Source organism: Curtobacterium sp. PhB128, from assembly GCF_004340725.1.
Lineage (GTDB): Bacteria > Actinomycetota > Actinomycetes > Actinomycetales > Microbacteriaceae > Curtobacterium.
Genome location: NZ_SLUR01000011.1, coordinates 108,874 through 127,345, shown reverse-complemented (window position 1 = coordinate 127,345; position 18,472 = coordinate 108,874). Strand labels below are relative to the sequence as shown.

The following is an 18,472-nucleotide window of genomic DNA, read 5'->3' as shown; positions in this document are numbered from 1 at the left end:
GGCGGTCCCGGTCCGGCCGACCGTACGGCCTCGGCGCTGCTGGCCGTGGACGCGTCCTGGTCGTCGTGTCCCCGACCATCGGGCCTGTGGGGACGTTCAAACCTAACGGTGTCTTGTCCCCCGATCACAATCGACGTCCGCCGGAATCCCGGCACCGCTGTACCCCGTCGTCGGCGTGTCGCCCACGCACATGGGGATCGCGATCGTGACCGTCTCGTTACAGATCAGCTCGTTCGGAGGTTTGTGTGCCGCCCCGGTTCCGTGCGCATGTAGGTTGGCGCGCATGACAGCGCAGAACGACACGGGCGTGAACCGTGCTCCGGCGAACGACTTCTCGCACGAGCAAGAGGGCTACCAGCACGGTCTGAAGCCCCGGCAGCTGCAGATGATCGCGATCGGTGGGGCCATCGGCACCGGACTCTTCCTCGGTGCGGGTGGACGACTCCACACCGCGGGCCCCGCGCTCGCGCTGACCTACCTGATCTGCGGCATCTTCGCGTTCTTCATCCTGCGCGCCCTCGGCGAGCTCGTGCTGCACCGTCCGTCGTCGGGATCGTTCATCTCCTACGCCCGCGAGTTCTACGGCGAGAAGTTCGCCTACGCCGCCGGCTGGATGTACTTCCTGAACTGGGCGATGACCTCGATCGTCGACACCACCGCCGTCGCGATCTACCTGCAGTACTGGTCCGCGTTCACCGCCGCACCGCAGTGGCTCCTCGCGTTGATCGCCCTGGTCGTCGTGCTCGCCGCCAACATGGTCGCGGTCAAGGTGTTCGGCGAACTCGAGTTCTGGTTCGCGCTCATCAAGGTCGCCGCACTCGTCGCGTTCCTCGTCGTCGCGATCATCTGGCTCGTCTTCGCGTTCCCGGTCGAGGCCGGCGGCGAAGCCGTCCGCACGGGCTTCTCGATCTGGGGCGACAACGGCGGACTGTTCCCGAACGGGCTGCTCCCCGCGGTCATCGTGATCCAGGGTGTCGTCTTCGCGTACGCGGCGATCGAGCTCGTCGGCACCGCGTCCGGTGAGACGCAGAACACCGAGAAGGTCATCCCCCGCGCCATCAACTCCGTCGTGTTCCGCATCGCGGTCTTCTACGTCGGGTCGATCATCCTGCTCTCCCTGCTCCTGCCGTACACGGCGTACAAGGAGGGCGAGAGCCCGTTCGTGACGTTCTTCTCGTCGCTCGGCAACCCGCAGGTCGGGTCGATCGTCGGCGGCATCATGAACTTCGTCGTGCTCACGGCGGCACTGTCGTCGCTCAACGCCGGCCTGTACTCGACCGGTCGCGCCCTGCACTCGATGGGCATGAACGGCTCGGCGCCGAAGTGGACCACCAAGATGTCGAAGGGCGGTGTGCCGTACGCCGGCATCCTGCTCACCGCCGCGTTCACGGTCGCCGGCGTCGTCCTGAACTACTTCGTCCCGAGCCAGGCCTTCGAGATCGCGCTGAACATCGCGAGCCTCGGCATCATCACGGCGTGGGGCACGATCATCCTCTGCCAGATGCGGCTCCGGTCGTGGGCGAAGCAGGGACTGGCGAAGGAGCCGTCCTTCAAGCTGCCCGGCGCCCCGGTGACCGCGTGGCTCACCCTGGCGTTCCTGGCGTCGGTCATCGTGCTGATGGCGATCGACTACCCGGTCGGCACCTACACGATCGCGTCCCTCGTGATCGTGATCCCGCTGCTCGTCGTCGGCTGGTTCCTGCAGCGCGACCGCATCCTGCGCATCGCCTCGCTCCGACAGGGCGTCACCGGTCCGTACCCGATCGGTGTTCGTGACCCGGCGAACCAGGTCCGTCGCGACGGTGAGGACGGCGGCGAGCAGAAGGGGTCCGACGACACCGTCTGATCTGTCCCCGGAGCGCAGCACGTCGGGCGCCGAGTGCAGTGGGTCCGGCTCCCGTCGGTACGATCGGCGGGTGCCGGACCGCTCTGTCTCCCCCGCGTCAGTCCCACCCACCCTCGATCTCCGGCTCAGCTGGCGAGGCGCGTACGGACACCTCCGGGTGTTCCCCGACCGCCTCGAGGCCGTGACCGACTACGAGCGCGAGGCGCGGATCTCCGTGCCGATGGACGCGGTGTCGGGGTGGCGCCTCGGACCGTGCGACGAGGACGCCGTCTGCGTCGAGTTCGTCACGGAGCCGGAGACGTTCCGCGTGCTGCTCGACACCTCGGACGAGCAGCTCGCCGCGCTGGCGATCCAGAAGGTGCTCGGACCGCCGCTGCACACGGAGTCCTGACCGGTCCGGCCGGACGACTCAGGGCCACGTCGGCGCGTCGGTGCTCTCCGCCGCACGCCGAGCCCACACGCCGTCGAGTGCTCCGCGCTGCTCGGGCGACAACCGGACGGACCCCACCGCGACGTTCTCCTCGAGGTGGGCGACGCTCGACGTCCCCGGGATGAGCAAGACCTGTGGCGCGCGGCCGAGCAGCCACGCGAGGCCCAGCTGCGCCGCGGTGACCCGCAGCTCCGCAGCGATCCGGATCGCGACGGGTTCGTCGGCGACTTTCGGCAGACCGGGGAACGCACCTCCGAGCGGGAAGAACGGAACCCAGGCGACGCCGTTCCGGACGGCCACGTCGAACAACGCCTCGTGTTCCCGCGCCACCAGCGAGTACGCGTTCTGGACGCACACGATGCCGGCGGCGAGACCGCGGCGCAGGACCGGTTCGGACACGGCACTGAGTCCGATGCCCCCGATCAGCCCTTCGTCCCGCATGGCCGTCATCTCGGCGAGCTGGTCGTCCAGGTCGACGAGCTGCTCCCCCTCGGCGATCAAGCCGGGTCCGGTGTCGGCCCGCCGCAGGTTCACGACGTCGATGCGCTCGCGGCCCAGGGTCCGGAGGTTCGCGTGCACCTGTTCGCGCAGCTCCTCCGGGCGTTGCGCCAGTGCGAGCGGCACCGGCGCGTCGACGCGGACAGCACCGACCTTGCTGACGACGACCACCTGGTCCGAGGCGCCGAACGCTCGCCGGATGACGTCGTTCGCGACACCGTCGCCGTAGAACTCCGCGGTGTCGAGGTGATCCACCCCGAGCTCGCGCGCCCGGTGCAGCAGCGCAACGCCGGCCGCGCGGTCCTCTGCGAAGCGTTCGAGCGCCATCGCGCCGTAGCCGATCCGAGCGACGGTCCGTCCGCCGAGGTCGTACGCGCCACCCGGGCGCTCCGTGTCGTGGTGCATGTCGTCTCCGGTATCCTCGATCGAAGCGGAGGGGCCTCCGCTTCGATGATCCTAACCGGAGGAGCCTCCGTTTTGTCCACCACAACGCCCGACGCCACGGATGCCGGTCCCCGCCGACCCCGGGCCGACGCCGCGCGCAACCGGGAACGGCTCGTCGGTGCCGCCCGCGCCGCCTTCACCCACCAGGGTGAGGACACGTCCCTCGGCGCGATCGCGTCGGCCGCAGGTGTCGGGATCGGGACGCTCTACCGGAACTTCCCCACACGTCAGGACCTCGTGGCCGCCGTCTACCGAGCCGAGCTCGACGCCGCGCTGAGCACGGTCGACGACCTGCTCGACGGGGCGTCCGCCGCCGCGGCGCTCCGGGCCTTCGCCGGCCGGTACGCCGAGTTCGTGGCGACCAAACGCGGACTCGCCGAGACCGTCCGAGCCGGCGCGCTCCGTGAGACCGCCGAAGCCGCGGGGACCCGTGATCGGGTCAACGCGGCGGTCCAACGGTTCCTCGACAGCGGCGCTGCGGACCGCTCCCTCCGCGCGGACGTCCTCGCCGACGACGTGACCGCCGCGCTCGTCGGGATCCTGTTGACGACCCGTGGCGCTGCGGACGGTTCACAGACCGACCGCCTGCTCGACATCCTGGTCGAGGGGCTCCGGACGCACTGACGTCCCGGAGACCGCTCAGGCAGTGCCGTCCGGGGCGAACTGCGTGACGCGGAACGTGGCGCCCTGCGGGTCCCGCAGTTCGGCCGCACGCGTCCACGGACCCTGCCAGGTACCGAGCACGGCGCCGCCGAGCTCCTCGGCCCGTGCGGCGGCGGCATCACGGTCCGCCACGCTGAACGACACGTGCCAGTCGTCCGGCCCGTCGTCGAGTCGGGCGAGGGCGCCGATGACGTCCGCGAAGCCCTCCGGTGCGCCGACCTGCCGTTCGCGGATGTCGGGGTCGGAGGTGGCCGCGAGGTGGTCCCCGTAGCCTGGCAGCCGGACCATGGCGCTCGGGCCCTCCTCGATGCCGGAGACCCGCCAGCCGAACAGCTGCTCGTAGAACGAGATCGCCTGCTCCGGCTCGGTCGAGCGGAGGTCGCTGAAGACCCAACCGCCGGGGGCGTTGATGTGCTGGGACCCGAGCCGCTCGCGCGCCTGCCAGAGTCCGAACGCCGCACCGCGCAGATCGACGCAGTCGACGCTGCGGCCCGCGGCGCCACCCGGCCCGGCGTCCTCCGCCGGAGCGGCGGTGCCACCGAGCTCGACGACCCGAGCGGCCACCACGTCGGCGTCGTCCACGGCGATGTACGTCGTCCACGACGCCGGCTCGTCACCCGAGGCGATCGCGCCGACCTCTCGTCCGTCGATGCTCACGATCCGGTACGAGCCGGGGGCCCCGGGCGGCAGGCGCTCCTCGAAGTCCCAGCCGAACAGACCGCCGTAGAACGCCTGGGCGGCGTCCGGGTCCGGGTGTCGTCCGTCGATCCAGCTCGGCACGCCCTGCGGGTAGGTGCGAGGGGTCTGGTCCGTCATGGTGTCTCCCGAGGTCGCCGACGCCCAGGTCGGATGCCCCAGGTCTACCGCTGACCGCCGACGTCGGCCGGGTCGTTCGTCGGGTCGTTCGCCGGGCCGTTCGTCGGGTCAGTCGTCGGTGTCGACCTGGTCGGTGACGACGTCGCCCGAACCGGCGTCGATCCGGACGCTGTGCTTGGTGCCGGACCCGTCGACGACGTCACCCTCCCAGACCACCTTGCCGAGGTGGTCGTCGAGGCCGAGCTCGGTGATCGAACCGGCGTGCAGGTCCTCGAAGGCGCTGACGGCCTTGCTGACGTCGAGGTCCGCCGCTGCGACGAACCGGTCGTGCTCGGCGCGGTCGTCGGCGTCGGCGGTCTCGGTCTGCGGGGTACCGGTCACCCCGGTGCCGGCGGCATCGGTGTGCACCTCGTGCTCGGTGCCGTCCTTCGTCACGACGAGGACCTCGTACGCGCTGCCACGCTGCTCCTGCTCGACCGAGATGACGGTGCCGGAGCCGACGCTCCCGCGTGCGGTCGCGACGGCGGCCAGCAGGGCGTCGTTCGACGCGGCCGAGGCGGCGGTCGCGGACGCGCCACCCGACGTGCCGGTGGTGGCGCCCGTCGCGGCCGACCCGTTCGAGGACGACGCCGCCGAGCCGGACGACCCGTCGGTGGAGCAGCCGGTGAGGGCGAGCGCGGCCACGACGGGCAGGGCGGCGAGGGCGGCGACGCGGCGGGCGGAGGGCTTCTGGAGCTGGGTGTGGAAGGTCATGGGACGAGCATGTCGTCGGGGTGCTGAAGCAGACCTGAAGCCGCCTGTTCAGCCGCCGAGTGCGATGCGCACGACGAACCGCGCCCCGCCGAGCGGCGATTCCGCCACCGTCGCCTCGCCGCCGTGCGCCCGGACGGCGTCCCGCACGATCGCCAGACCGAGGCCGGCACCACCGGCGTCGCGGCTGCGGGCCTCGTCGAGCCGGACGAACCGCTCGAACACCCGGTCGCGCTCGGCCGCCGGGATCCCGGAGCCGTCGTCGTCCACGGTCAGCACCGCGGCGCCGTCCTGCTCGACCAGGGCCACCGCGACGCGCGACGTCGCGTGCCGGACGGCGTTGTCGACGAGGTTCCGGACCACGCCGGTGAGGACCCGTTCGTCGCCGAGCACGCGTGCGGCGGATATCCCGGAGCCGTCGACCCGGATCGCACGGTCGCCGGTCGCACCACCCGGCACCCGGGCCCGGGCCCGCGAGACGGCGTCGAGGGCGAGGTCGTCGAGGTCCACGGGACGACGGACACCCGCGCCGCCCTCGTCGAGCCGTGACAGCTCGAGCAGCCCGGTGACGAGTTCCTGCAGGCGCACGGCCTCGGACCGCACGACGTCGGAGAACTCGGCCACGTCCGTCCGGTCCGGGTACGCGACGGCGACCTCGGCGTGCTGGCGGAGGGACGCGATCGGCGACCGCAGCTCGTGCGAGGCGTCGGACACGAACTGCCGCTGCCCCGCCGCGGATCGGTCGAGCCGGTCGAGCATGGCGTTCATGGTGGTCGCGAGCCGGGCGATCTCGTCGCCGGTGTCCGGCACGACCACGCGGGCATCGGGCTGCGCGGCACGGATCGTCTCGACCTCGGTGCGCATCCGTTCCACGGGCCGCAACGACCGCCCGGTCACGGACCAGGTCACGATCCCGAGCACGAGGACGAGCACCGGCACCCCGACGGCGAGGAGCACCACGGCGGTCCGGATGGCGGTGTCGGTCTGCTCGAGGGAGACGCCGTACACCAGGGTCGCCTCACCCCCACCGGGCAGGTCGACGTCGTCGGCGACGAGCAGCCAGCGTTCGCCGTCGTGCGACCACCGGGACTCGTCGGCGGTCGACAGGGCCGGAGCGTCGGCGTCCTCACCGTGTGCGAGGACCGAGCCGCCGTCACCGACCACCTGCACCAGGACGTCCTCGTAGTCCGTCACCGCACCGGCACCGTCGGACTCGACCCGTGACGACACCTGTTCGAGTCCGGCCTCGGCGGACGTCCGCACCCCGTCGAGCAGCACCAGGCGGAGCACCACGACGAACCCCACGGCACCGACGACCAGGGCGGCGAGCACGACCACGCCGGCGCCGAGCGTGGTCCGCGCGCGCACGGAGCGGAAGCGGCGCGTGCGCCCCGTCCCCCGGTCAGCCACCGTCGGCCGCCAGTCGGTAGCCCGCACCGCGGACGGTCTCGAGTGACGTCCGTCCGAACGGCCGGTCGAGCTTGCGCCGGAGGTGCCCGACGTACACCTCGACGATGTTCGGGTCGCCCTCGAAGTCGACGTCCCAGACGTTCTCGATCACCTCGCGCTTCGAGCACACCTGCCCGGAGCGCCGCGCGAGGTACTCGAGCACCGCGAACTCCCGGCTCGTCAGGTCGACGGGGGTCCCGGCACGCGCCACGGTCCGTGCGGCCGGGTCGACGACCAGGTCGCCGAGGGTCAGCACCGCCGGGCGTTCCCGCGCACCGCGGCGGACGAGCGCGCGCAGCCGGGCGACGAGGACCGGGTGTGAGAAGGGCTTCGTGACGTAGTCGTCGGCGCCGGCGTCGAGGGCCTCGACCTGGTCCCACTCGCCGTCCTTGGCGGTGAGCATGAGCACCGGCGTCCAGTCCTGGTCGGCCCGGAGCTGGGCGCAGACCGCCCATCCGCTCATCCCCGGCATCATCAGGTCGAGGACGATCGCGTCGTAGCGGAACTCGCGGGCGTGCCACAGGCCGTCGACGCCGTCGTGGGCGACGTCGACCGCCCACCCCTCGGCCTCGAGGCCGCGACGGACACCGTCGGCGAGCCGCACCTCGTCGTCGACCACCAGGACACGCATGGCGACGATCCTGCCGTGCCGCCCTGAAGCAGCGCTGAAGCGACGCCCGACGGCGAACGGCGAGCGGCTCAGACCAGCAGCAGGATCCCGGCGACGACCGCGGCCACGGCGATGGCGAGCGCGATGAGCAGCAGCACGAGGTGCACCGTGTAGAACGTCGTCGGCTTGCCCGCGGCGTCACGCGCGCGGGTGTCCTTCGCGACGCGCTGGAAGAAGCGCGGCCAGGTGACGACGTTGAAGACGGCACCGATGAACAGGACGACTGCGGCGAAGACGAGCACCGTCCGAGTCTAGACAACGAGTGTCGGTGGTGCTCGGCCGCCCCCAACGCGGCCGAGTCCCACCCGACGAGCCACAGGATCTGTAGCACTTGCTACAAACCCTACACGGGCGTCGGGAGACCGTCGAGTCACCCCTTCGGGCTACGCGGAGTCGAGCGCCGACTCGGCCTCGGCGAGGACGGCTCGCTCGGCATCGGTCAACGGCGCACGCGTCCGCCGGAGCCCGTCGTTGACCTCGACGATCGCGCGGCTCAACCGCGTGGCGGGGTCCTCGGTCGACGGGTAGGCGTTGTCGGCGCCGATCCGCTCGTGCAGCGGCGCGAGACGTCGCAGCGCCGCGTCGACCCGCCGGGTGCGCCGACGTCGCGAGACCCGGTGTCCGACGACGAGCAGCAGCATCCCCGTCGAGACGCAGATCACGGCGCCGGGCGTCGTGACGTCGTACGGCAGCGCGAGGGAGCGCATCCGGTCGAGGTCCCCCGTGACGTGCGCCAGGTCCATGACCACGACGACGACCATCCGGACGACCCCGAGGACACCGCCGAGCACCAGGACCCACAGCCCGACCAGGTCCGTCGTCGTCCGGGCCTCGCGCAGGCGGAGGACGCAGATGAGGCCCGTCGCGCCGAGCGCCACCCCGAGGTACACCGTCTGCGCGATCGAGTAGACGGTCGCGGCCGGGTGCGACCCGGCGTCGAGCATGAACGTCGTCGTGGTGGCCGGCTTGTCCAGCACCACGAAGGCGACGACCACCACGACCACCACGGCGCCGCACGACACCACGATCGCGTTCCGGAGCCACGGCCGCGCCGCCCCGACCGCCTTCGCCACACCCCAGAGCAGCGTGCTCGTGCCGGCGACCATCAGGCAGTCGCTGACCACGGTCACCACGTTCGAGCCGCCGAGCAGTGGGTCGAGCCACCGGTACAGCGGATCGACGTTCGTGACGATGGTGCCGGCGAACAGCAGGAAGGTCACCGCCAGGGTCCGGTCCTGCCCGCGTTGCAGGACGAAGAGCGCGATCGTCCCGGCGATGAGCAGCACCGCCTGGACGACGGCGACGATCACCCGAAGACCCCGCGGAAGGCGCTCGGGCGGCCGCGGTGTCGCCGGATGAGCGTCGCGAGTGCGTCGGCGAAGACCTCGGCCTCGTGCTCGTACGCGTTCGAGAACATCCCCCGCGCCAGCGCCCGCTCGACCTTGTACTCGGGCAGGTCCGGGATGACGTCGCGGATGTAGGCGGACTGGGGCGCGTGCTCCTGGTGCCGGTGCAGGACGTGACCGAGCTCGTGGCCGATGACGAACGCCCGGAAGGTCGGCGACGCAGTCGGCGAGATCATGATCAGGTGGGCGTGCTCGAGCGTCGCGACGAAGCCGCACACGGGCTCCGTCGCCAGGAACGCCTCTTCGCGGACGACGATGGGCTTGTCCACGACGACGGCTGCCGCGGCGACGGCCTGGTCGACGTCGGACCACCCCTCGACTGCACCGCGTGCCCAGAAGGACTCGAGCAGCGGGTCGGTCACGCCACGCTCCCGCGCTGTGATTCCTCCTCGAGCACCTCGGCGATGCGCCGCAGCGCCTCGGGTGAGAGCTCGCCGGGGAAGGTGCGTGCAGCGAACCCGCTCACGCGGGCAGACCGCAGGGAGCGGACGAGGGCGAGCTGGGCACCGATGCGCTCGGGGACGTCGCTGTCCTCGAGCAGGAAGCGCTCGTCGACCTCGAAGAACCCGGCGAGGAGCCGCAGGAGCTCGGTGTCGCGGTTGCGTCGACCGTCGCCGGAGAGCATGTAGGTCCACTTCGCCCGCGAGAGCGACCCGCCGTGGGCGGCGACGTACTCCTCGATCGAGGCGAACGGCACCGGAGCACCGCGCTGGGACTCCTCGAAGTCGAGCAGCAGGTTGATGCGCCGTGCGAGTTCGGCGGCGTCAAGGACCCCGCCCCTCGGATCACCGGTCTCCATGTCGGACTCCTCCCCAGCCGTGCGTGCACGACATCGTAGCGCGGCGGACACCGTGCACGCCGTTAGCCTCGTGGGCATGGCCCGCAGCTTCCCCGCGACGATCGCCGACCCGGTCGAGCACGAGATCGTCATCACGAAGTCGCGGTTCATCACCACGGTCGCCCCGGTGTCGGACGTGGCAGACGCCGAGCGGGTCATCGCCGAGGTGAAACGCCGCCGCTGGGACGCCCGGCACAACTGCACCGCGATGGTCACCGGCACCCTCGGCGACCAGGCCCGGTCGTCGGACGACGGAGAACCGTCGGGCACGGCTGGCGTGCCGATGCTCGAGGTGCTCCGCCGCCGTGACCTCACCGACGTGGTCGCCGTCGTGACGCGCTACTTCGGCGGCGTGAAGCTCGGCGCCGGCGGACTCGTCCGCGCCTACTCGACCTCGATCTCGGAGGCCCTCGACACCGCCGCGCTCGTCCGGCGCGAGGCGCTCACGCAGGTGCACTTCGACGCCCCGCACGCCGAGGCCGGCCGGCTCGACAACGTCCTGCGCGACTGGGTCCGGCACCACCACGCGACCCTCGGTGCGACGGCCTACGGACGTGCGGCGACGTTCGAGGTCTGGGTGCCCGCCGACGCGCTCGGGACCCTGACCGCCGACCTCGCAGCGGCCTCCGCCGGCGCCGTCGACCTCGTCGTCGGCCCGGAACGGATCGTCGACGTCGCCGCCGACTGAATCCGACCGCCGGAAGCACCTCGGGCGTGTCCCGCTCGGAACGCGTTCGCACCCCCGGAACGCACGAAGGCCCCGACTCGATGAGTCGGGGCCTTCGCGGTTGTGGTGCACCCCCTCGGACTTGAACCGAGAACCCACTGATTAAGAGTCAGTTGCTCTGCCAATTGAGCTAGAGGTGCATGTTCCGGCTTCCGTGCCGCAACGGGAATCAACAATAGCATGGGTTCTGCGCGCTCACGACCACTCGTGGGCACCAAGCGAACAGGAGCACCATGACCGACCGTCTCGCCGCCGGCGACACCGCCCCCGACTTCACGCTGCCGGACCAGGACGGCGTCGAACACTCGCTCGCCGCACTGCGGGGCAAGAAGGTCATCGTGTACTTCTACCCGGCCGCGTCCACCCCGGGTTGCACCACCGAGGCCTGCGACTTCCGCGACAACATGTCGTCGCTGCAGGCAGCCGGCTACGAGGTCCTCGGCGTCTCGAAGGACGAGCAGGCGAAGCTCAAGACGTTCCAGCACGAGCAGGCACTCACGTTCCCGCTGCTGAGCGACCCCGACCTGGCGGTGCACCAGGCCTACGCCGCGTGGGGCGAGAAGAACAACTACGGCAAGATCGTGACCGGCACGATCCGCTCCACGATCGTGGTCGACGAGGACGGCAGCGTGCAGCTGCCGCTCTACAACGTCAAGGCGACCGGACACGTGGCGAGCCTGCGGAAGAAGCTCGGCCTGGTCTGAGGACCGGACCACAGCGAGACGGGAGGCGCGGTGCCAGCTGGCACCGCGCCTCCCGTCCGTCTGTCGGTCTCGTCTACTCCACGGGACGCGCGAGCGCGGCCGTCACCGACCGCGACAGCACGAACGTGATGCCGAGCAGGGCGGGGATCAGCAGGACCCAGCCGACCGCCGGCTCGCGGAAGACACCCTGGAACGCGCCGATCGCGATCGCACCCTGCAGGACCTGCCAGACGATGATCCCCGACCGCACCCAGGCGCGACGCTTCCACAGGCCGTTCAGGAGCGCACCGAGCCAGAGCGCCGCGACGGCCGACAGGATCGTCAGGGCGATCCCGGACGCCAGGCTCGACGCCGGCGCGACGATCAGCTCGACGACCAGGACGACCGTGACCACGACGAGCGCCGCGAACTCGAGGCCGACCACCACCAGCAGGCCGATCAGCGCGCGTGAGCGTCGCTCAGGACGGTCGACCGCGGTCGGGTCGTCATCGTGCACAGTGATCCTCCAGCATCGGAACCCTTGATTTGCCCCTACCAGTATGGAACGATATTCGAGGTCGTTTGGACGGCACGATGTGGTGTGCGTCTCCCGTGGTTCGTCGCTCCTCCCCCGAGCGTCACGCGGGCGTCAGACTCGCTTCCAGCGGACTCCTCCCCACAGTTGTCCCCTCATGCCTCATGCATGGTCAGCGTTCCGATCCCCCGAACCCCGGCCCCGGCCTGCCGTTCGAGCATCGACATCAAGGAGCACCACACATGGACTGGCGTGACAAGGCAGCTTGCCTCACCGCGGACCCCGAGCTCTTCTTCCCCGTCGGGAACACCGGGCCCGCCGTCGATCAGATCGAGAAGGCCAAGTCGGTCTGTGCACGCTGCACGGTCACCGAGATGTGCCTGCAGTACGCCCTCGAGAACAACCAGGACTCCGGTGTCTGGGGTGGCCTCAGCGAGGACGAGCGTCGTGCGCTGAAGCGTCGCGCCGCCCGCGCCCGCCGCGCTTCCTGACCCGGGTCGGTTCCCGCAGGACACACCGACGCCCGTCGTCCCTTCGGGGGCGGCGGGCGTCGTCGTGCGCGTGGCGCGCGGGGCGGGGTGGCGCGGGCGGGGCGGCACGCCGTGCGCTGGTCCTCGGGGTTCCACAACATGCCGCGCGCTGACCGTCGAGGTTCCGCAACACGCGCGATCGCACGCCGAGATGCGCAGATCTCGGACCCTCACGAGCGGGCGCGGACCCGACGCACAACTCCCGCGGGCGCAGCGCGCGGGCTAGGCGGGAGCGGTCAGCCAGCGGAACGGGATGGTGATCGTCACCTCGGTGCCGCTGCCGGTCAGGGTGTGCCAGTCGATCGTTCCGCCGAGCTCACCCTGGATGAGCGTGCGGACGATCTGGGTGCCGAGGCCCGACCCGACCTTCCCCTCGGGCAGACCCACGCCGTTGTCACGGACCTCGATCTCCAGGTGGTCGTCGAACCGGCGGGCGACGATCTCGACCTCGCCGTCGCGGCCGTCCAGCCCGTGCTCGACGGCGTTCGTGACGAGCTCGGTGAGCCCGAGTGCGAGCGGCGTGGCAGCCTCGGACGGCAGCACCCCGAACTCGCCGGTCTTCTTCGGGTGCACGGTCGTGTTGTGCGACGCGGCGACCTCGGTGACGAGCTTGAGCACCGAGTCGAAGACGTCGTCGAAGTCGACCGTCTGGCTCAGGCCGCTCGACAGCGTGTCGTGCACGACCGCGATGGCTGCCACGCGGCGCATCGCGTTCTGCAGCGACGTGCGTGCCTCGTCGGAGTGCGTCCGGCGAGCCTGGATGCGCAGCAACGACGCCACGGTCTGCAGGTTGTTCTTGACGCGGTGGTGGATCTCGCGGATCGTCGCGTCCTTGGTGATGAGCTCGCGCTCCTGGTGCCGGAGCTCCGACACGTCGCGGCAGAGCACGATCGCACCGATGCGGTCGCCGTGGTCGCGGAGCGGGATCGACCGCAGCGACACCGTCACGCCCTTCGACTCGATGTCGGCCCGCCACGGAGCGCGGCCGGTGACCACGAGGGGCAGGGATTCGTCGACGTCGAGCTGCGCGCCGATGAGCTCGGTGGTGACCTCGGCGAGGGACTTCCGTTCGAGCTCCCCCTCGAAGCCCATCCGGTTGAAGGCGCTCAGGCCGTTCGGGCTGGCGAACGTCACGATGCCAGCGGTGTCGAGGCGCAGCAGACCATCACTGGCGCGCGGGGCGCCGCGGCGCGGACCGGCCGGTGCGCCGAGGTCCGGGAAGTCGCCCGTCGCGATCATGCCGAACAGGTCGTTCGCACTCGCGGTGAAGTTCAGTTCCTGACGGCTCGGCGTCCGCATCTCGTCCTGGTTGGAGTGCCGCGTGACGACGGCGATCGGCCGCTCGGTGGTCTCTGCGCTCTTGGCACTGAGGCGCCGCAGCACCGGGATCGCACGGACCCGGGTGGGGGTGTCCTCGTACCAGTCGGGCTCGGCGGAGTCGACGACGCGGGCGCCAGCGAAGCTCTCGGTCACCTGACCGCGCCACTCCTCGCGGATCTCCTGGCCGACGATGTCGCGGTAGAACAGCGTGGCCGCGGAACTCGGTCGGGCGTGTGCCACGGCGACGAACGAGCCGTCCTCGGCAGTCGGCACCCACAGCACCATGTCGGCGAAGGACAGGTCGGCGAGGAGCTGCCAGTCCCCCACGAGCAGGTGGAGCCACTCCACGTCAGCTTCGGAGGAACGGCCTTGCGCGAGGACGAGGTCACTGAGGGTCGACACCCAGCCAGTCTAGGTGCGCCGACTTGTGGAGAACGTCGCCCTCTCCACAGGCCCAGCAGCTTTGTATTTCTCATGTTGCACGCCCCATACGCTCGCTCCAGCAACGGAAGGGGCAGGGGTGGCGGAGCAGGCACGCCGGATCGACCACACGACGACGACGGCACACTCGCCGCCACTGACGATCGTCGAATCGCAACCGGTCGAGGAACCGGCGAGCGGCCCTCCGGACCCGGCGGACACCGCACGCGCCCTGGGACTGTGCGTCGCCGAGGTCCTGACCGGGGCCCGCGAGGTCGACAGCATCGCCCGCTGGATCACCGACGACGTGCACCGACACCTGCAGCAACGTGCAGCCGTGGCCGCGCACGCCCGCTCGGTGCGCCGACGGTCGCGGAGCCGAGCGGTGCTGCGGGTCGGCAGCGTGCTCGTCTGCCGACCGGCGGACGGCGTCGCCGAGGCGACCGTCGTCGTGCACACGCGCAGTCATGCACGCGCCGTGGCGATGCGGTTGGAGACGCGCGACGGCAGGTGGCGGGCGACCGCGATCGGCGTCCTGTAGGTGCCTGACGCGGACGGGAGGCCCGTGGCGGTGTCGCCACGGGCCTCCCGTCCGTCGTCGGTGCGCGTGGTGCGCTTGGTGAGCAGCAATGGTCGGGTCCCGACGCGGGACCCGACCATTGCTGCTCACGATGCGCTCGCGCGCACGTGGACTACTTCTTCGACGCCTGACGACGCTCGGCGCGGTTGCCGGCCGCGGCAGCCTGGCCGGAGGCCGTGGCTGCGTTGCCGAACGCGGAGCCCTGCTCGGGCTCGGCAGCTGCCTCGGCCTCGGCCTGGGCCTGCTGCGCACGCGCCGTGGCGGCCTGCTCGAGGCGGCCCTTCTCGTCGCGCACCTCGACCTCGCCGTCGATCGACGGTGCCGAGTACTCGAGGCCGGAGACCTCGTCCTCGCCGAGACCCTTGGCCTCGATGACGGCGTTCTCGCCGTCGGACTGCACCTGGACCTCGAGGTTGAACAGGTAACCGACCGACTCCTCGCGGATCTGGCCCATCATCGTCTGGAACAGCGCGTAGCCCTCGCGCTGGTACTCGACGAGCGGGTCACGCTGCGCCATCGCGCGGAGGCCGATGCCGTCCTTGAGGTAGTCCATCTCGTACAGGTGGTCGCGCCAGCGGCGGTCGATCACCGACAGCACGACACGACGCTCGAGCTCGCGCATCGCCTCGTCGCCGAGGAGCTCCTCACGCGTGGAGTACGCCAGCTTGGCGTCGGAGAGGATCTCGCGGCCGAGGAAGTCGCGCGACGCCTTGCCCTTCGAGCCGGCCTCGGTGATGACCTCGTCGATGGAGATCGAGATCGGGTAGAGCGTGCCGAGCTCGGTCCACATGGCGTCGAGGTCCCAGTCGTCCGGCGAGCCCTCACCGGTGTGGGTGTCGATCACGTCGTCGATGACGGCCTTGAGGAACGACTGCGCGCGGTCGTGCAGGTCGTCGCCCTCGAGGATGTGGCGGCGGTCGCTGTAGATCGCCTCGCGCTGCCGGTTCAGGACGTCGTCGTACTTCAGGACGTTCTTGCGGATCTCGGCGTTCCGGCCCTCGACCTGCGCCTGGGCGGAACGGATCGCGCGGCCGACGAGCTTGTTCTCGATCGCCAGGTCGTCCGGCACGTTCGAGCGGCCCATGAGGCTCTCGGCGGCACCGGAGTTGAACAGGCGCATGAGGTCGTCGGTGAGCGACAGGTAGAAGCGGCTCTCGCCCGGGTCACCCTGACGACCGGAACGACCGCGCAGCTGGTTGTCGATGCGGCGCGACTCGTGGCGCTCGGTGCCGAGGACGTAGAGCCCACCGGCCTCGCGGACCTTGTCGCCCTCGACCTCGACCTCGGCCTTGACGCGGGCGAAGACCTCGTCCCACTCGGCTTCGTACTCGTCGGGGGTCTCGGTCGGCGACAGGCCCTTGGCGTGCATCTCCTGCACCGCCAGGAACTCGGAGTTGCCGCCGAGCATGATGTCGGTGCCTCGGCCGGCCATGTTCGTCGCGACGGTGACGGCGCCGAGGCGACCGGCCTGCGCGACGATCGCGGCTTCACGCGCGTGGTTCTTCGCGTTGAGGACCTCGTGCTTCACGCCCTTCTTGGCGAGGAGCTTCGACAGGTACTCGGACTTCTCGACGCTCGTGGTGCCGACGAGGACGGGCTGGCCCTGCTCGTGGCGCTCGGCGATGTCCTCGGCGACCTGCTCGAACTTGGACTTCTCGTTCTTGTAGACCAGGTCGGTCTGGTCGATGCGCTGCATCGGCTTGTTCGTCGGGATCGGGACCACGCCGAGCTTGTAGGTCGACATGAACTCGGCCGCCTCGGTCTCGGCGGTACCGGTCATGCCGGAGAGCTTCTGGTAGAGCCGGAAGTAGTTCTGCAGCGTGACCGTGGCGAGGGTCTGGTTCTCCGCCTTGACCTCGACGTTCTCCTTCGCCTCGATCGCCTGGTGGATGCCCTCGTTGTAGCGACGGCCCATCAGGATGCGGCCGGTGTGCTCGTCGACGATGAGCACCTCGCCGTTCATCACGACGTAGTCCTTGTCGCGCTTGAACAGGGCGACGGCCTTGATGGAGTTGTTCAGGAACGAGATGAGCGGGGTGTTCGCCGACTCGTACAGGTTGTCGATGCCGAGGTAGTCCTCGACCTTCTCGATGCCGGGCTCGAGCACGCCGACGGTGCGCTTCTTCTCGTCGACCTCGTAGTCCTCGCCCGGCGTGAGGCGCTTGGCGATCGAGGCGAACTCCGTGAACCACCGGTTGGCCTCGCCCGAGGACGGGCCGGAGATGATGAGCGGCGTGCGGGCCTCGTCGATGAGGATCGAGTCGACCTCGTCGACGACGGCGAAGAAGTGGCCGCGCTGCACCATGTCGGAGGCCTGCCACGCCATGTTGTCGCGCAGGTAGTCGAAGCCGAACTCGTTGTTCGTGCCGTAGGTGATGTCCGCCGCGTACTGCTCGCGGCGCTCGGCCGGCGTCTGGTTGGCGATGATGCAGCCGGTCGTCATGCCGAGGGCGCGGAAGACGCGACCCATGATCTCGGACTGGTACGACGCCAGGTAGTCGTTGACCGTGATGACGTGCACGCCACGCGACGGGATCGCGTTGAGGTACGCCGCCGTCGTCGCGACGAGGGTCTTGCCCTCACCGGTCTTCATCTCGGCGATGTTGCCGAGGTGCAGGGCCGCCCCGCCCATGAGCTGCACGTCGAAGTGCCGCATGCCGAGGGTGCGCTTCGCTGCTTCCCGCACGGCGGCGAACGCCTCGGGGAGCAGGTCGTCGAGGGTCTCGCCGTTGGCGTACCGCTCGCGCAGCTCCTTCGTCTCGTCCTGGAGTTCCTCGTCGGTGAGGCTCGAGAAGTCGTCCTCGAGGTCGTTGATCGCCGAGGCGTACGCCTTCAGCCGGCGGACGGTGCGTCCTTCGCCGATGCGGAGGACCTTCTCCAGCACGTTTGCCACGTGAGCTCCTTACGGGGTCGTCGTGCGCGACCTGCGCGCCCGATCGACCAGTCATGCTAGCAACCCCCCGGTGCCGTGCGCTGTGAGGGGCGTCGGTGTGGGGGCAGCGGTGTGCGCGGCCCGCGAACGGACCGCGCACACACGGGTCGGACGGTGTCCGCAGCGATCGCGTCAGGCGAGCGCGGCGGCCGGCTCGGCGTCCACCGATGCCGCGGCACCGGTCTGGTCGTCGATGCCGATCACGCCGTAGTCCCAGCCCTTGCGTCGGTAGACGACGCTCGGGCGGTGGGTCTCGGCGTCCACGAACAGGTAGAAGTCGTGTCCGACGAGCTCCATGAAGTACAGGGCGTCGTCGACGGTCATCGGGGCGGCCTCGAAGACCTTGTGCCGGATGACCACGGGGCTGTAGACCTCGTCGTCCTCGTCCTCCGGTGCGTCGGCGTCGACGACCGTGACCGCGCCGGTGGCGACGTCCTCGATGAGGCGGCCGTCAGCGGGGACCACCCCCATGCCGTCGAAGCCACTGCCTGCGGCCTCGGCCACCGAGGTCGGGCGGTGACGACCACGGTGCACCTTGCGCCGGTCACGAGCACGACGCAGCCGTTCCATGATGCGGGCGAAGGCGAGGTCGAAGGCGGCGTACTTGTCCGACGCCGCGGACTCCGCCCGCACGAGGGGCCCGGGACCGATGAGCGTCAGCTCGATGCGGTCCTCGCCCTGGCTGCCGCCCGACTTCTCGTGGTGGCGGCTGATGCGCACCTCGAAGGCGAGCGCACGGTCAGCGAGCACGTCGATCTTCTCGGACTTCTGTTCGACGTAGGTGCGGAATCGGTCGGTGACCCCGACGTTCCGGCCTGTGATCGTCACGTCCATGTCGCGGCTCCCATCGAGCTTCGGCGCGTCGCCTCCATCCGGCGAACCCGAACGCCTTGCCGCGAGGCTAGACCCGCCACAGGTCCCGCGTCACGGTGCGT

The 18,472-nt window shown here is 70.5% G+C and carries 20 protein-coding genes and 1 tRNA gene; 7 read left to right on the top strand and 14 right to left on the bottom strand.

What is annotated here, in order from left to right; genetic code table 11:
- The first annotated feature begins 283 nt into the window (after positions 1–283).
- A complete protein-coding gene (locus EDF23_RS16880) occupies positions 284–1,846 on the top strand; it encodes an amino acid permease (protein WP_131922493.1) in 1,563 nt (520 codons plus the stop codon).
- A 70-nt stretch (positions 1,847–1,916) separates the two neighbouring features.
- On the top strand, positions 1,917–2,237 hold the full coding sequence (locus tag EDF23_RS16875) for a hypothetical protein (protein ID WP_131922491.1): 321 nt from the start codon (positions 1,917–1,919) through the stop codon (positions 2,235–2,237).
- A gap of 18 nt (positions 2,238–2,255) precedes the next feature.
- Here EDF23_RS16875 and EDF23_RS16870 read toward each other — a convergent pair whose 3' ends face one another.
- Positions 2,256–3,179, bottom strand: coding sequence for an aldo/keto reductase (locus EDF23_RS16870; protein ID WP_131922489.1), 924 nt, complete (start codon positions 3,177–3,179; stop codon positions 2,256–2,258).
- A gap of 72 nt (positions 3,180–3,251) precedes the next feature.
- On the opposite strand from EDF23_RS16870, the gene EDF23_RS16865 reads away from it, so the two are divergent.
- The gene (locus tag EDF23_RS16865; protein ID WP_243648969.1) at positions 3,252–3,842 is read left to right on the top strand and encodes a TetR/AcrR family transcriptional regulator; all 591 of its coding nucleotides are present in this window, start codon (positions 3,252–3,254) and stop codon (positions 3,840–3,842) included.
- Between the two features lie 15 nt (positions 3,843–3,857).
- Here the strand turns inward: EDF23_RS16865 and EDF23_RS16860 are convergent, their stop codons facing one another.
- The 8 genes from EDF23_RS16860 to EDF23_RS19345 all read right to left on the bottom strand — a co-directional run bounded on the left by EDF23_RS16860 (position 3,858) and on the right by EDF23_RS19345 (position 9,771).
- Positions 3,858–4,697: a VOC family protein gene (locus EDF23_RS16860; RefSeq protein ID WP_131922486.1), complete on the bottom strand. Its 840-nt coding sequence runs from the start codon at positions 4,695–4,697 to the stop codon at positions 3,858–3,860.
- Between the two features lie 108 nt (positions 4,698–4,805).
- The gene (locus EDF23_RS16855; RefSeq protein ID WP_131922484.1) at positions 4,806–5,450 is read right to left on the bottom strand and encodes a PepSY domain-containing protein; all 645 of its coding nucleotides are present in this window, start codon (positions 5,448–5,450) and stop codon (positions 4,806–4,808) included.
- A gap of 48 nt (positions 5,451–5,498) precedes the next feature.
- Positions 5,499–6,815: a HAMP domain-containing sensor histidine kinase gene (locus tag EDF23_RS16850; RefSeq protein WP_207895530.1), complete on the bottom strand. Its 1,317-nt coding sequence runs from the start codon at positions 6,813–6,815 to the stop codon at positions 5,499–5,501.
- Positions 6,816–6,849: 34 nt separating this feature from the next.
- Positions 6,850–7,527: a response regulator transcription factor gene (locus EDF23_RS16845; RefSeq protein WP_123938742.1), complete on the bottom strand. Its 678-nt coding sequence runs from the start codon at positions 7,525–7,527 to the stop codon at positions 6,850–6,852.
- A 68-nt stretch (positions 7,528–7,595) separates the two neighbouring features.
- Positions 7,596–7,808, bottom strand: a complete 213-nt coding sequence (locus EDF23_RS16840; protein ID WP_111085956.1) for a hypothetical protein — start codon at positions 7,806–7,808, stop codon at positions 7,596–7,598.
- Between the two features lie 141 nt (positions 7,809–7,949).
- Entirely contained in the window at positions 7,950–8,876 is a 927-nt protein-coding gene (locus tag EDF23_RS16835; RefSeq protein ID WP_131922479.1) for a hypothetical protein, read from the bottom strand.
- Positions 8,873–9,334: an ImmA/IrrE family metallo-endopeptidase gene (locus EDF23_RS19350; protein ID WP_111085958.1), complete on the bottom strand. Its 462-nt coding sequence runs from the start codon at positions 9,332–9,334 to the stop codon at positions 8,873–8,875. Before EDF23_RS19350 ends, EDF23_RS16835 begins: the two co-directional genes overlap by 4 nt.
- Complete coding sequence (locus EDF23_RS19345) at positions 9,331–9,771, bottom strand: hypothetical protein (RefSeq protein ID WP_159573933.1); 441 nt, start codon at positions 9,769–9,771, stop codon at positions 9,331–9,333. Before EDF23_RS19345 ends, EDF23_RS19350 begins: the two co-directional genes overlap by 4 nt.
- Before the next feature lie 70 nt (positions 9,772–9,841).
- Here EDF23_RS19345 and EDF23_RS16825 point away from each other — a divergent pair, with 70 nt between their 5' ends.
- Positions 9,842–10,498 carry a YigZ family protein gene (locus tag EDF23_RS16825; RefSeq protein ID WP_131922509.1) on the top strand — a complete coding sequence of 219 codons (657 nt, stop codon included), beginning with the start codon at positions 9,842–9,844 and terminating at the stop codon, positions 10,496–10,498.
- Positions 10,499–10,601: 103 nt separating this feature from the next.
- Here the strand turns inward: EDF23_RS16825 and EDF23_RS16820 are convergent.
- Positions 10,602–10,677, bottom strand: a tRNA-Lys gene (locus tag EDF23_RS16820).
- Between the two features lie 93 nt (positions 10,678–10,770).
- On the opposite strand from EDF23_RS16820, the gene bcp reads away from it, so the two are divergent.
- Positions 10,771–11,241, top strand: a complete 471-nt coding sequence (gene bcp / locus EDF23_RS16815) for a thioredoxin-dependent thiol peroxidase (protein ID WP_123292252.1) — start codon at positions 10,771–10,773, stop codon at positions 11,239–11,241.
- 73 nt (positions 11,242–11,314) lie between these two features.
- Here bcp and EDF23_RS16810 read toward each other — a convergent pair whose 3' ends face one another.
- On the bottom strand, positions 11,315–11,737 hold the full coding sequence (locus tag EDF23_RS16810; protein ID WP_111085962.1) for a hypothetical protein: 423 nt from the start codon (positions 11,735–11,737) through the stop codon (positions 11,315–11,317).
- Between the two features lie 260 nt (positions 11,738–11,997).
- On the opposite strand from EDF23_RS16810, the gene EDF23_RS16805 reads away from it, so the two are divergent.
- Positions 11,998–12,246, top strand: a complete 249-nt coding sequence (locus EDF23_RS16805) for a WhiB family transcriptional regulator (protein ID WP_017888820.1) — start codon at positions 11,998–12,000, stop codon at positions 12,244–12,246.
- Between the two features lie 261 nt (positions 12,247–12,507).
- Here EDF23_RS16805 and EDF23_RS16800 read toward each other — a convergent pair whose 3' ends face one another.
- On the bottom strand, positions 12,508–14,007 hold the full coding sequence (locus EDF23_RS16800) for a PAS domain-containing sensor histidine kinase (protein ID WP_111085963.1): 1,500 nt from the start codon (positions 14,005–14,007) through the stop codon (positions 12,508–12,510).
- A gap of 118 nt (positions 14,008–14,125) precedes the next feature.
- Here EDF23_RS16800 and EDF23_RS16795 point away from each other — a divergent pair, with 118 nt between their 5' ends.
- Positions 14,126–14,566, top strand: a complete 441-nt coding sequence (locus EDF23_RS16795; RefSeq protein ID WP_123292251.1) for an Rv3235 family protein — start codon at positions 14,126–14,128, stop codon at positions 14,564–14,566.
- A gap of 151 nt (positions 14,567–14,717) precedes the next feature.
- On the opposite strand, the gene secA is transcribed toward EDF23_RS16795, so the two are convergent.
- Both secA and raiA read right to left on the bottom strand, forming a co-directional pair.
- On the bottom strand, positions 14,718–17,498 hold the full coding sequence (gene secA, locus EDF23_RS16790; RefSeq protein WP_123938737.1) for a preprotein translocase subunit SecA: 2,781 nt from the start codon (positions 17,496–17,498) through the stop codon (positions 14,718–14,720).
- Positions 17,499–17,669: 171 nt separating this feature from the next.
- Positions 17,670–18,371: a ribosome-associated translation inhibitor RaiA gene (gene raiA, locus EDF23_RS16785; RefSeq protein ID WP_123292249.1), complete on the bottom strand. Its 702-nt coding sequence runs from the start codon at positions 18,369–18,371 to the stop codon at positions 17,670–17,672.
- Between the last annotated feature and the right edge of the window lie 101 nt (positions 18,372–18,472).